The sequence below is a fragment of the Agrobacterium vitis genome, assembly GCF_013337045.2.
Lineage (GTDB): Bacteria > Pseudomonadota > Alphaproteobacteria > Rhizobiales > Rhizobiaceae > Allorhizobium > Allorhizobium vitis_B.
In genome coordinates, this window is record NZ_CP118259.1 from 2,636,019 (window position 1) to 2,648,371 (window position 12,353).

Sequence of the window (12,353 nt, forward strand, 5' to 3'; positions counted from 1 at the left end):
CAACTCGCTCAATCCCCCTCCTCCCTCAAAAACCGCCGCACCCTGGCCAGCGCATCAGCCGGATCGGATTTGCGGTGGTATTCTTCCAGGATGATTTGCTCGATCTTTTGGCGGGTTTCCAGGTTGCTGCGCGCCGGGTCGTCCGGGGGCATCAGCCTGCGGCGGGCTTCTTCCAGGCGGTGTTGAAGGTCGGTGGTGGCTTCGAGGATGGTGCTGTCGATGCTGGCTGGTGGGTCATCCGGCTGGGGTTCCAGCAGGTCGAAGGCGACCGGGCGTGGCGGGTCTCGCCGCAGCGCCAGCCGGTAGCGTAGCAGCAGGGCCAGCGCGCCCATTGCGAAAACCGGTGGCATGACGATGGCTATCGCCTTCACCCAATCGGCCATGGATTGCCATGTATCGAAAATATCGGCCCAGACATTATAATCGGCCATCGTCCATTCCTCCCGCACTTGTGAGCCAAGCGATCACCGGAGGATTTTGCCCTCTGGTGATCGGGGAGTTCGAAAGCCGCAAACAGACGACTGCCTTGGCCTTTAAGCCGAAGCTCTGGACATGCACCAAGGCCTCCCCGACCATAGAAGGATGGAGAGTGGACCGTATAGACATAGTCCACCGCCTCAGCCACAAACCTATGGCTGAGGGGTGTCATTTAACGACCGACACCGGCCGCTGTTTGAGGAGTTTCGATACTCCAGGACCAGCGCGTTACAACTGGTCCCGCAACTGGTTTAGCGTATAACGGGTGGAGAGGGGAAGCGGATTTTTGGACTCGTATTTCAGGTCCAAATCGAGTCACAGTCAAAACCATTTTAGCTCTGCGTGCTTGGCTCCCCTCACCCCGCCTACGCTATGCTCGGCGGACTGACCGGGGCAGAGCCACCGGTCTCTGCCCGTCCTTCGGACCCCCGCTGGGGCGAGGAGAGAAGCCGACGCTGCGGCTCTTTCCCTCTTCTCCCCCATTCCCTATGTAAAGTGGGGGGAGAAGGTGCCGGCAGGCGGATGAGGGGGTGCGAAGCGGGAGGCTGTTTAGCTTATCGTAAGTGCGTTTATCGCACGGATCACGTCAGCGCCGAGCGTCTGGGTGTTTTTCAGGCCGCCTTTAGAATTCAGCAGATCCACGCCCACCTCTTTTGCAATCGATCTCAACAGGTCTTTAACGACAATTTTTTGAGGGAGACCATCGCGATGAACGCGAATTGCACCGCTTTCATATCTGAGAATTTCTATGTCATTATGAAACGCGCGGTCTGTCACCTCCAACGCCTCGACGGGTCTCTGCTCACGCTGCCGACGAGAAATTGGGTAAACGAGCCTATTTCCGTTAAGTGATGCCAGACTTTCCAACTCCGCTGCCGGACAATCAAGTACTTCTTCGACTGAAACACCTCTTTCATCATCGACATTGATTCGGAAAACCATCACCCTATCAACGTGATGAAAAGTGCTTTTACTGAAATCGACATGACTAGAAGTCGTGGCTGTCTTTACTGATATCCGTTCATTAGAAGCCGATATCACATCATATCCATGCTGGTTGACAGCCAGAGCCATCTGCCCCCGCGTGATCATCGCTGCATAGAGTTCACCAATACGGGCAGTGAGATGCCTGAGTTCACCGGGACTGACGCCCCAGTTGACCTCTTTCTCAAACCACGCCAGAGCTTCAGCAAGGGATTGGATGATTTGAACTTGCGTCAAAGTTGGTCTGTTGGATGTGGTCGTCACCGTCATGCATCCTCATGCGACTTTGGATTATTGGAATACTAGTGAATTATTTTCTTCACCTTCAAACACTCTGAATACAATCAAAACGAGAAAAAATACTGCTTATCATAACAAAAAAGCGGACCGGTTTCCCGATCCGCTTCTATCAAATCATCCAGGCAGCGAAGCTGCTTAGATCAGCTTGCCCATGGCGACGGCGGTGTCGGCCATGCGGTTGGAGAAGCCCCATTCATTGTCGTACCAGGACAGGATGCGCACCAGCTTGCCGCCGTCCATAACCTTGGTCTGGTCGCCGGAGAAGGTCGAGGAATGGCTGTCGTGGTTGAAGTCGATGGAAACCAGCGGCTCTTCGGTATAGCCGAGAATGCCCTTCAACTCGCCTTCCGACGCTGCCTTGATGGCGGCGTTGATTTCTTCCTTGGTGACCGTGCGACCGGGGATGAACTTCAGGTCAACAACCGAGACGTTCGGGGTGGGCACGCGGATGGCCGAACCGTCCAGCTTGCCCTTCAGTTCCGGCAGAACCAGGCCAACGGCCTTGGCGGCACCGGTCGAGGTCGGGATCATCGACAGCGCAGCAGCGCGGGCGCGGTGCAGGTCCTTGTGCATCGTATCCAGCGTCGGCTGGTCGCCGGTGTAGGAATGGATGGTGGTCATGTAGCCGCTTTCGATACCGACGAGCTTTTGCAGCACGTAGGCAACCGGTGCCAGGCAATTGGTGGTGCAGGACGCGTTGGAAACGACCAGGTCGTCCTTGGTCAGCGTGTTGTGGTTGACGCCGAAAACGATGGTCTTGTCGGCACCGTCAGCAGGCGCCGAGACCAGCACGCGCTTGGAGCCATTGGCCAGGTGCAGCGATGCCTTTTCCTTGGCGGTGAAAATGCCGGTGCATTCCAGCGCGATATCGACATTGCTCCAGGGCAGATCCTTGGGATCGCGAACCGCGGTCACCTTGATCGGCGCGCGACCGTCGATGATGATGCTGTCGCCTTCGACCTTGACGGTCGAGGGGAAACGGCCATGGACGCTGTCATAGCGCAGTAGATGCGCATTGGTTTCGACCGGGCCAAGATCGTTGATGGCCACGACCTCAATGTCGGTCCGACCGGATTCGATGATACCGCGCAGCACATTGCGGCCGATACGGCCAAAGCCGTTAATGGCAACTTTCACAGTCATTGCATAACTCCCGCTTGTCGGATGGCTCCGGGCTGCTGGGTCGCCCCCGGAGCGGTGATGGTCTGGAACGGCGCGACGATAGCCAAGTGGTTCTCGCCTTGGGCAGCCCCAGGCATTGGGTAAAGGCACTCATGTGTTAAAGGCGTTCAGACAAGCCCGAAGAGAAGCGGGCCCGCCAGACCCGCTTTTAATGCCTCTTCAGGAAAGCTTGGCTTCAGCCGCTTCGACAATTGCTTCGACGGTGATGCCGAAATGCTTGTACAATTCCTTGTAGGGGCCGGAAGCACCGAAGGACTTCATGCCGATAAAGGTGCCGTGCGAGCCGATGATCTCATCCCAGCCCTGACGGATCGCCGCTTCAACGCCGATCTTGACCGGAGCCGTGCCGATCACCGCGTTGCGGTATTCCTCTGGCTGTTCAAAGAACAGTTCGAAGCACGGCACGGAAACGACGCGAGCGGCAATGCCCTTGGCGGCCAGAGCCTCACGCGCCTGGATCGCCAGCTCGACTTCCGAACCGGTGGCAAAGATCGACACCTTGGCATCGTCAGCGCCGAGCAGCTCATAGCCGCCCTTGGCCGACAGGTTTTCCGCCGAATATTCGGTGCGGGCCGCAATCAGGTTCTGACGGGTCAGCGCAATACCGGACGGACGATCCGTGTGGGTCAAGGCAATCTGCCAGCATTCCGCCACTTCGGTGGCATCGGCCGGGCGGAACATCATCAGGTTGGGGATGGCGCGCAGGGCTGCCATCTGCTCGACCGGCTGGTGGGTCGGGCCATCTTCGCCAAGACCGATGGAATCATGGGTCAGAACGTGAATGACGCGAATACCCATCAAGGAGGCCAGACGGATCGACGGACGGCAATAATCCGAGAAGATCAGGAAGCCGCCGGAATACGGAATGAGACCGCCATGCAGGGCGATGCCGTTCATCGCCGCCGCCATGCCATGCTCGCGAATGCCCCAATGCACGTAACGGCCCGAGAAATCGGTCGGGGTGATCGACGCGGTCTGGCTGGTCTTGGTATTGTTGGAGCCGGTCAGGTCGGCGGAACCGCCAAGCGTCTCGATCACCACGCCATTGATCACCTCCAGCGCATCCTCGGAGGATTTGCGGGTGGCAAGGGTCGGCTTGCTCTCGGCCAGCTTCTTCTTATAGGCGTCGATGGCAGCATCGAAGCCTTCAGGCAGCTTACCAGCGAAGCGGCGGGTGAACTCGGCCTTGTGATCGGAGCCTTCCAGAACCTTTTCCCATTCGGCACGTGTGGAGGCACCACGCGCACCGGCTTCGCGCCAGGCGTCCAGCACATCGGCAGGCACGTGGAAAGGCTCATCGGCCCAGCCCAGCGCCTTGCGGGTGGCGGCGATTTCGTCGGCACCCAGCGGCGAACCATGCACCTTATGGGTGCCGGCCTTGTTGGGAGAACCGAAGCCGATCACCGTCTTGCAGGCGATCATCGTTGGCTTTTCGGACAGCTGGGCGGCGGAAAGTGCTGCCGAAATCGCTTCCGGATCGTGACCGTCAACCGCCATCGTGTTCCAGCCCGAAGCGCGGAACCGGCCATGCTGGTCGGTGCTGTCGGCCAGCGAAATAGCGCCGTCGATGGAAATGCCGTTATCGTCCCAGAGCACGATCAGCTTGTTGAGCTTCAGATGGCCAGCCAGCGAAATCGCTTCCTGGCTGATGCCTTCCATCAGGCAGCCATCGCCGACGATGGCATAGGTGTGGTGATGCATCAGCTCGCTGCCGAATTCGGAAGCCAGCTTCTTTTCAGCAATCGCCATGCCGACGGCATTGGCAACGCCCTGGCCGAGCGGGCCAGTCGTCGTCTCGATGCCCGAGAGATGGCCATATTCCGGGTGACCCGCGGTTTTCGAGCCGAGCTGACGGAAATTTCTGATGTCGTCGATGGAAATGTCTTCGTAGCCGGTCAGATAAAGGACCGAATAGAGCAGCATCGATCCATGACCAGCCGACAGCACGAAACGGTCGCGATTGGCCCATTTGGGCGCCTTGGGATCGAAATTCAAAAAGCGGGTAAACAGCACCGTCGCGACATCGGCCATGCCCATTGGCATGCCAGGATGGCCGGAATTGGCCTTTTCGACCGCATCCATGGACAAAAATCGGATCGCATTGGCCATCCGGTTGTGCTTTTCGGGAGAAATCATGACTGTTCCGCCTGTTCCGGGTCTCGATGGACGAACGCCGTTCGGGCGAACGTCAGAAAGTGGGTGATCCTTAACATCTAGGACGGGCAAGTCAATAAATTGAGGCCGGGTGATTGCGTGGAAGGCATTATTTCAGTTTTTGCCTTAATATTGATCATTGTCTCGTATTGATGCGCGCCATGGACGATGGCCGGTCTACTCGTCCACAAGCATGACACAGTGAAAAGCCGGGGTTTGTTGACGCCAGCTACAGGCAATGACTAATGTCGCATGAGAAGGATGGGGGCCAAAGGGTCGATTCGGCTTGCCTTTTGGAGTTTGTCAGGGAAAAATGAGGCCGGTTTTCCAAAATGACAAAGACGACCGAGATCATCTGGGACGACCAAGAAAATCTGGAGGCTTTCCGGCTCGAACAGAGCCTGAAAACTTCATCAGCCGGGGCAGAGAGACATGGCGACGGATAAAGCGGAAGCCGCGCTCGGCGCATTGAGACAGGCCATTTCCGGCCTGGAAAATGCCATTGACATGCGACTGGAACTGCAACGCGCCAATGGCGAGGTGGAGCAGGAGGTGAAGCGCGTCCATATCGACCGCGCCCGTCTTGCCCAGGAACTTGACCAATCGCAATTCCGGGCCAACCGTCTGGAAGAGGTCAATCGCGAAGTCTCGCGCCGCCTGGTCACCGCAATGGAAACCATCAGGGCCGTACTGGACCGTTAGGCCAGCCTCGCCTCACTCAGGGATCATTCGACAGACATGGCACAAGTCACGGTCACCATCGATGGAAAAGCCTATCGCATGGCCTGCGAGGAAGGACAGGAAAACCACCTGACCGATCTGGCCAGCCAGTTCGACCGTTATGTCAGCCACCTCAAAAGCCAGTTCGGTGAAATCGGCGACCTGCGCGTTACCGTGATGGCGGGCATCATGGTCATGGATGAATTGTCCGAGCTGAAACGCCGGATTGCCTCCGCCGAAGCCACCTCAGCCGGCGCTATCGGCCGTGAGGATGACATCCTCGCTGCCATCACGGAATTGACCGAGCGCCTCAACGGCCTGACCCGCAAACTGACCGAAAAGCCGCAGGCTGCGGCCAGCCCAACTGAAAACCAGCACCACTGAAATAAACATGGCTGCAACCGTCAGCACCACTGGCGCAAGGACCGGAATGCGCCTATATCTGTCATGCGGTCTGCGCCTCTCGACAGGAACACACAATCCCTGGGGCCATACCCGATCTTGAGGGAGCTGTCCCTGTTCGGACCCGTGGGTTCAGACATACGGCGCCCACCTACTTTGTAGGCTCCCAGGATCGCAAAAATCCATCGGTTGCGTGGACCGCACTCATTGATTGTCTTGATGGCCCTTATAGATTGTTTTGATGGGTCTGGTATTTCTCTTGTTGATTTGACGTCGCGATGCATATTTGCACCCGTGTCATCAAGAGAACATCCATAAAGAACAAACCAGTGTATCAAACTCCCCATTTCCGCCAGACTGATCATGATGCGCTTTTCAGCTTCATAGAATCGAACCCGCTTGGCCTGCTGATTACTGCTGGCAGCGGCGGGCTGATCGCCAATCCTCTGCCGTTTTTCCTGCGCCGGGCTGGCAATGCGCAAGGACAAGACTGTCTGATCGCCCATATGGCGCGGGCAAACCCGCAATGGCAGGAGATCGAGGCAGGCGCCGACGTTCTGGTCAGCTTCATGGGGGCCGATCATTACGTGTCACCCAACTGGTATCCGAGCAAGCAGGAGAGCGGCAAAGTCGTGCCGACCTGGAATTACCAGACCGTGCAGGTCCGGGGCTCTATGCGAACCCACCATGATCCGGCCTGGTTGCTGAGCCAGGTGCGACTGCTCACCGACCAGCAGGAAGCATCAGAATTGCACCCCTGGGCCGTCGATGATGCACCGGAAAAATTCGTGGCCGCCCAGATGCGGGGCATCGTTGGCGTGGAACTGGAGATTGCCAGCCTGGAGGGTAAGCTCAAGGCCAGCCAGAACCGAACCGACATCGACCGGCAAGGCGTGCTGGATGGACTTGGCGGGCAACAAACGCCCCAGGCCGACGCCATGGCCGCGCTGATGCGTCGCGCCAAGAGCTAAGTCTAAAGGGAAAGAAATATCGCGGCAGCTTCCATCCTGTCGAAACGATGGAAGCTGCCGCTACTGCTTAAAATTCTTCCCAATTATTACCACCGGAGGCGCTTGAGGCCGCGGTGGCTGAAGAACCGCCGGTGAAGGCGCTGGCCAGCTTGCCCATCATCGAGCGCGCCGGAGAACCGACCGGGCGGGAGGTGGGCTGGGCAGGCTTGATGCGCGATGCGGCCAAAGGCTTGGCGGCAGGTGCCCGTGGTGCAGGTGCTGGCTGTTGGCTTGGCGCCCAGGATGCGGCCTCGCCCGGAACCTTGAACTCGGCAATCAGGCTGACCAATGTGGTGGCGCTTTCAGCGAGCTTGTGGGTGACGGCGGTGGTTTCTTCCACCATGGCGGCGTTTTTCTGGGTGAACTGGTCCATATGGTTGACGGAAGTGTTGATCTCCTGCAAGCCGGTGCTCTGCTCACGCGAAGACGTAGCAATCTCGGCAATCAGACCATTGATCATCGATACCTGTTGGGAAATCGCGCCAAGCGCATCGCCGGTTTCGCGCACCAGCCTGACGCCACCAGCCACTTCCGTGCCGGATTTGCTGATCAACGTCTTGATATCCTTGGCGGCATTGGCGGAGCGCTGGGCCAACTCGCGCACTTCCTGTGCGACAACGGCAAAGCCCTTGCCCGCTTCGCCAGCCCTTGCGGCCTCGACACCGGCATTCAATGCCAGAAGATTGGTCTGGAAAGCGATTTCATCGATCACATTGATGATCTTGGAAATTTCGCTCGAGGCCTGTTCGATCCGGCCCATGGCCGAAACTGCATCGGCCACCACCTGGGAAGAGCCTTCGGTACTGACCTGGGCATCGGCAGCAAGGGCCGCGGCCTGTTGGGCACGGTCGGCGGCGCTGCGCACCGTGCCGGTGACCTGTTCAAGCGCTGCCGAGGTCTCTTCCAGCGAGGCTGCCTGCTGCTCGGTGCGGCTGGCAAGCGCGCCTGCGGCGCTGCGCATTTCATTGCCGCTGGCCTCAACCGACATGGCCTCATTGCGCAAACGCGCGAAGGCCAGGCTGAGATTGTTGACCGAATTGTTGAAATCGACCCGGAGCGGTTCAAGTTCAGGGATAAACGACTGGTCAATCCGCGTCGTCAGGTCGCCGGTGCTCAGGCGGTTCATGGCAACCGCCAGCATATCGGCACAGTTTCGGATATTGGCGGCATCCGCATCCTTTTCAGCCTCACGCTCGGCCCGTTCCAGGTCGTTGCGCGCCCGCGTTTCGTTGGCGTCCTGTTCCAGTTGCAGCTTCTTGAGCGCATCTTCGCGGAAAACTTCCAGCGCCCGGGCCAGAGCGCCAATCTCGTTGCGCAAGCTCTGATGCGGAACTTCAACATCGGTCCGACCATCGGCAAGACTGGATGCCGCCGCTGTCAGCTCCGGAATCGGGCGCATGGTCTTACGGGTGATGAACACCATCAGCAGGAGAGAGACCAGCAAAGCGATACCCGCCGTAATCGCCACGGCCTGCGCCATCTGATCGCTGATACCGGCAATTTCAGCAACACGCACACCGGCATAGAGAATGCCGATGACCGAGCCGGAGGAACTGATGATGGGCTTGTAGATCGTATAGTAATCCGTGCCGAGAATGGCGGCCTGACCACGATACGTCTCACCCTTGATGAGGGCCGAATAGACTGCACCCGTTGGATCGAGTGGCGTGCCGACGGCGCGCTGGCCATCCGGCTTGATGATATTGGTTGTGCGGCGAATGTAACCCTTGGTCGCTTCGTCCAGGGTAAACAATGTCGCCGTCTGGCCTGTCATCCGGCCAATGGAATCGATCGTGTCATGATTGGCAAATTGCGCTGGCAGCGTCTGCGCCGAGATGCGTTCAACATTGCCATCCCTGCCCCAGCTGACCTTGACGCCAGGCACATCGCGCTCCAGCAACGTGGCCGCGACCCGCAGGCTGCTGTTCTGGCTGTCAATGGCCTGCTGCGTCACACGCTCATGAACCTGACGCGAAATCGTCCAGGCAACAGCGCCCAGAGATACAACCAATATCAGGGTCGTCACAACAGTGATCGTCCCGACCAGCCCGAAACGGGATAGAAATTTCATTGCCAAACCCTCAAATATTTGTCGTCCCTTGAGCCCAAAATATTTGATGAGTGTTAAGGCAAGATTGTCACAGACCTTTCTCCATCCCGTCACCCGGAAGACCGTTGCGTTCCACCCAGGGAGAAATGGCCGCAATGTGGGACACTTGCAGCGCCCATCGATTAGTAAAAAAGTGCAATTATATGATTATACAACTAAATAAATCTCATTCTAAATTAGTTTTTACTGAATTAAAAAATGTTCCATCGTGACCTGCTCTTGCAAAACAAAGAGCGGTTATGGTTAAACAACTGCTAACAAAGAGAGAACACATGCCCTCGGACAGTACAAAAAACCATTTGCGCCAACAAAGCCTTGCCCGCAGGGATGCAATTCCTGCGCATATTCGCGCCGATCATTCGACAGCAATTGCCCATCACGGCGCCGGCGCCATCGAGATTGCCCCAGGTATCATGATTTCCGGCTTCCTGCCGATCCGCTCTGAAGTAGACGCGCAACCGTTGATGGAGATGTTGGGCCAGCGCGGTGCCAATCTCTGCCTGCCCGTGGTTCTTGATCGCCAGACGATCTGCTTCCGGCAATGGCGCACGGACGACCCGCTGATCGATACCGGTTTTGGCACGCGCGGTCCTGGCCCCCAGGCAGAGGCGGTCGATCCACAAGTCCTGCTGATTCCGCTGGCCGCTTTCGACCAGCATGGCAACCGGATCGGCTATGGAGCAGGCCATTACGACCGGGCGATTGCTCGTTTGCATCAGAAAGGCCTTAATCCGCTTCTGATCGGCATTGCATTTGACTGTCAGGAAGTGGCAGATGTGCCTTTCGAACCCCATGACGTCGCTTTGCATGCCATTTTGACGGAAAGTGGATACAAGAACTTCAAGACCTGACTGGATTTAAGGAATGCGGCTGCTTTTTCTGGGCGACATGGTTGGCAAGACAGGCCGCACGGCGGTTTGGGAAAAGCTGCCCGGCCTGGTCTCCGACCTGAAACTGGATTTCGTAATCGTTAATGGCGAAAATGCCGCTGGCGGCTTCGGGATTACCGAGGATATTTTCCTCGAAACCATCAATGCTGGCGCCGATGTCGTCACCACCGGCAACCACGTCTGGGACCAGAAGGAAGCGATCACCTTTTCAGGCCGCCACGACCAGTTCCTGCGCCCGGCCAATTATCCGGCAGGAACGCCCGGCAAAGGGTCCGGTCTCTATTATGCCCGCAATGGCGCGCGCGTGCTGGTCGCCAATATCATGGGCCGGGTGTTCATGCATCCCGAGTTGGACGATCCGTTCAAATCGGCGGAAACCATTCTTGCCGCCTGCCCCCTGAAGGAACAGGCCGACGCCATCATCTTCGACTTCCATGCCGAGGCCACCAGCGAAAAACAATGTTTCGGCCATTTCGTTGATGGCCGCGCCAGTTTCGTGGTCGGCACCCATACCCATGTGCCGACCGCCGACCACCAGATTCTCAATGGCGGCACCGCCTATATGTCGGATGCCGGCATGTGCGGCGATTATGATTCGTCGCTCGGCATGGAAAAGGAAGAGCCGCTGAACCGCTTCATTTCAAAAATGCCCAAGGGCCGGTTTGAAGCAGCCCACGGCCCGGCGACGATCTGCGGCGTCGGCGTCGAGATTTCCGACAGTACAGGCCTTGCCGAAAAGATCGCGCCTTTGCGCATCGGCCCGCGACTCACTGAGACCATACCCGCTTTCTGGGCCTGAAGCCGTCGGCTTCATATCCTGATTGCGCCGGGCAACAGCCCGATCAATCTTGCCTCTTGCCGAGACCGGTGTAAGGTCCCGCGCAACACCGTAACGACAGTCAACACGGGAAACTCACCATGCCTGCTTTCAAGACACTTGACGATCTCACCGATATCGCCGGCAAGCGCGTACTGTTGCGCGTCGACCTGAACGTGCCCGTCTCCGGCGGCAAGGTGACGGATGCAACCCGCATCGAGCGCGTCGCCCCGACTATCAAGGAACTGTCGGCCAAGGGCGCCAAGGTTATCCTGCTGGCCCATTTCGGTCGTCCCAAGGGCGAGCCGGTTGCCGATATGTCGCTGTCCCAGATCATTTCCGCCGTCGAGGAAGTGCTGGATCAGGCGGTCGCGTTTGGCGAAGACTGCGTTGGCGAACCGGCCGAAAGGGCCGTTGCCGCCCTGAACAACGGCGATATCCTGCTTCTGGAAAATACCCGCTTCCACAAGGGCGAGGAAAAGAACGACGCCGACTTTACCGCGGAACTCGCCAAGAACGGCGACATCTACGTCAATGACGCCTTTTCCGCTGCCCACCGCGCCCATGCCTCCACGGAAGGGCTTGCCCATATTCTGCCCGCCTATGCAGGGCGTACCATGCAGGCCGAACTGGAAGCGCTGGAAAAGGGCCTCGGCAAGCCGACCCATCCGGTGGTTGCCATTGTCGGCGGCGCCAAGGTTTCCTCCAAGATCGACCTGCTGATGAACCTGGTCAAGAAGGTCGATGCGCTTGTTATCGGCGGCGGCATGGCCAATACATTCATCGCTGCCCAAGGAATCTCTGTCGGCAAATCGCTGTGCGAACACGACCTGGCAGAAACCGCCAAGCAAATCATGATCGAGGCCGAAACCGCTGGCTGCACCATCGTGCTGCCGATCGACGGCGTCGTCGCCCGCGAGTTCAAGGCCAATGCCGCCAATGAAACCGTCAATGTCTCGGCCATTCCCGCTGACGCGATGATGCTCGATGTCGGCCCGCAATCGGTGGCGGTCATCAATGACTGGATCACCAAAGCGGCAACGCTGGTCTGGAACGGCCCGCTCGGCGCCTTTGAAATCCCCCCCTTCGACACCGCCACCGTCTCTGCCGCAAAACATGCCGCAGAGCGCAGCAAGGCTGGCAAGCTGGTCTCGGTAGCTGGTGGCGGCGACACGGTCTCGGCGCTCAACCATGCCGGTGTTGCCGACGACTTTTCCTATGTTTCGACCGCAGGCGGCGCTTTCCTGGAATGGATGGAAGGCAAGGAACTGCCCGGCGTTGCCGTATTGACCCACCCGGCTTAACAA

Annotated in this window: 11 protein-coding genes and 1 other RNA gene; 7 read left to right on the plus strand and 5 right to left on the minus strand. The window is 58.2% G+C overall.

Features of this window, described 5'->3' with window-relative positions; genetic code table 11:
- Positions 1–8: 8 nt before the first annotated feature.
- The 4 genes from G6L01_RS12765 to tkt form a co-directional block, all read right to left on the minus strand.
- A complete protein-coding gene (locus G6L01_RS12765) occupies positions 9–431 on the minus strand; it encodes a hypothetical protein (RefSeq protein ID WP_070166705.1) in 423 nt (140 codons plus the stop codon).
- A gap of 595 nt (positions 432–1,026) precedes the next feature.
- On the minus strand, positions 1,027–1,731 hold the full coding sequence (locus G6L01_RS12770; RefSeq protein WP_070166706.1) for a DUF6998 domain-containing protein: 705 nt from the start codon (positions 1,729–1,731) through the stop codon (positions 1,027–1,029).
- A 165-nt stretch (positions 1,732–1,896) separates the two neighbouring features.
- Positions 1,897–2,904: a type I glyceraldehyde-3-phosphate dehydrogenase gene (gene gap / locus G6L01_RS12775; protein ID WP_015917033.1), complete on the minus strand. Its 1,008-nt coding sequence runs from the start codon at positions 2,902–2,904 to the stop codon at positions 1,897–1,899.
- Between the two features lie 198 nt (positions 2,905–3,102).
- Complete coding sequence (gene tkt / locus G6L01_RS12780) at positions 3,103–5,079, minus strand: transketolase (protein WP_070166707.1); 1,977 nt, start codon at positions 5,077–5,079, stop codon at positions 3,103–3,105.
- A 450-nt stretch (positions 5,080–5,529) separates the two neighbouring features.
- Here tkt and G6L01_RS12785 point away from each other — a divergent pair, with 450 nt between their 5' ends.
- From G6L01_RS12785 to G6L01_RS12800, 4 genes are all read left to right on the plus strand, one after another.
- Entirely contained in the window at positions 5,530–5,799 is a 270-nt protein-coding gene (locus tag G6L01_RS12785; protein ID WP_060718229.1) for a DUF4164 domain-containing protein, read from the plus strand.
- A gap of 36 nt (positions 5,800–5,835) precedes the next feature.
- Positions 5,836–6,201 (plus strand): cell division protein ZapA, encoded by a 366-nt coding sequence (locus G6L01_RS12790; RefSeq protein ID WP_070166708.1) that lies wholly within the window; start codon positions 5,836–5,838, stop codon positions 6,199–6,201.
- Positions 6,202–6,265: 64 nt separating this feature from the next.
- Positions 6,266–6,423, plus strand: a non-coding RNA gene (gene ssrS / locus G6L01_RS12795) — 6S RNA.
- 125 nt (positions 6,424–6,548) lie between these two features.
- Positions 6,549–7,190 (plus strand): FMN-binding negative transcriptional regulator, encoded by a 642-nt coding sequence (locus G6L01_RS12800; protein WP_070166709.1) that lies wholly within the window; start codon positions 6,549–6,551, stop codon positions 7,188–7,190.
- Between the two features lie 67 nt (positions 7,191–7,257).
- Here the strand turns inward: G6L01_RS12800 and G6L01_RS12805 are convergent, their stop codons facing one another.
- Positions 7,258–9,300, minus strand: a complete 2,043-nt coding sequence (locus G6L01_RS12805; RefSeq protein WP_070166710.1) for a methyl-accepting chemotaxis protein — start codon at positions 9,298–9,300, stop codon at positions 7,258–7,260.
- Between the two features lie 311 nt (positions 9,301–9,611).
- Here G6L01_RS12805 and G6L01_RS12810 point away from each other — a divergent pair, with 311 nt between their 5' ends.
- The 3 genes from G6L01_RS12810 (at position 9,612) to G6L01_RS12820 (ending at position 12,350) form a co-directional block, all read left to right on the plus strand.
- The gene (locus tag G6L01_RS12810; RefSeq protein ID WP_070166712.1) at positions 9,612–10,190 is read left to right on the plus strand and encodes a 5-formyltetrahydrofolate cyclo-ligase; all 579 of its coding nucleotides are present in this window, start codon (positions 9,612–9,614) and stop codon (positions 10,188–10,190) included.
- A gap of 13 nt (positions 10,191–10,203) precedes the next feature.
- Entirely contained in the window at positions 10,204–11,028 is an 825-nt protein-coding gene (locus G6L01_RS12815) for a TIGR00282 family metallophosphoesterase (RefSeq protein ID WP_015917040.1), read from the plus strand.
- Positions 11,029–11,147: 119 nt separating this feature from the next.
- Complete coding sequence (locus G6L01_RS12820) at positions 11,148–12,350, plus strand: phosphoglycerate kinase (protein ID WP_070166713.1); 1,203 nt, start codon at positions 11,148–11,150, stop codon at positions 12,348–12,350.
- Positions 12,351–12,353 lie beyond the last annotated feature (3 nt).

What these genes read in the sequence shown, in the direction of transcription:
- G6L01_RS12765 (WP_070166705.1), bottom strand. Translation starts at nt 431, where the DNA reads ATGGCCGATTATAATGTCTGGGCCGATATTTTCGATACATGGCAATCC.
- G6L01_RS12770 (WP_070166706.1), bottom strand. Translation starts at nt 1,731, where the DNA reads ATGACGGTGACGACCACATCCAACAGACCAACTTTGACGCAAGTTCAA.
- gap (WP_015917033.1), bottom strand. Translation starts at nt 2,904, where the DNA reads ATGACTGTGAAAGTTGCCATTAACGGCTTTGGCCGTATCGGCCGCAAT.
- tkt (WP_070166707.1), bottom strand. Translation starts at nt 5,079, where the DNA reads ATGATTTCTCCCGAAAAGCACAACCGGATGGCCAATGCGATCCGATTT.
- G6L01_RS12785 (WP_060718229.1), top strand. Translation starts at nt 5,530, where the DNA reads ATGGCGACGGATAAAGCGGAAGCCGCGCTCGGCGCATTGAGACAGGCC.
- G6L01_RS12790 (WP_070166708.1), top strand. Translation starts at nt 5,836, where the DNA reads ATGGCACAAGTCACGGTCACCATCGATGGAAAAGCCTATCGCATGGCC.
- G6L01_RS12805 (WP_070166710.1), bottom strand. Translation starts at nt 9,300, where the DNA reads ATGAAATTTCTATCCCGTTTCGGGCTGGTCGGGACGATCACTGTTGTG.
- G6L01_RS12810 (WP_070166712.1), top strand. Translation starts at nt 9,612, where the DNA reads ATGCCCTCGGACAGTACAAAAAACCATTTGCGCCAACAAAGCCTTGCC.
- G6L01_RS12815 (WP_015917040.1), top strand. Translation starts at nt 10,204, where the DNA reads ATGCGGCTGCTTTTTCTGGGCGACATGGTTGGCAAGACAGGCCGCACG.
- G6L01_RS12820 (WP_070166713.1), top strand. Translation starts at nt 11,148, where the DNA reads ATGCCTGCTTTCAAGACACTTGACGATCTCACCGATATCGCCGGCAAG.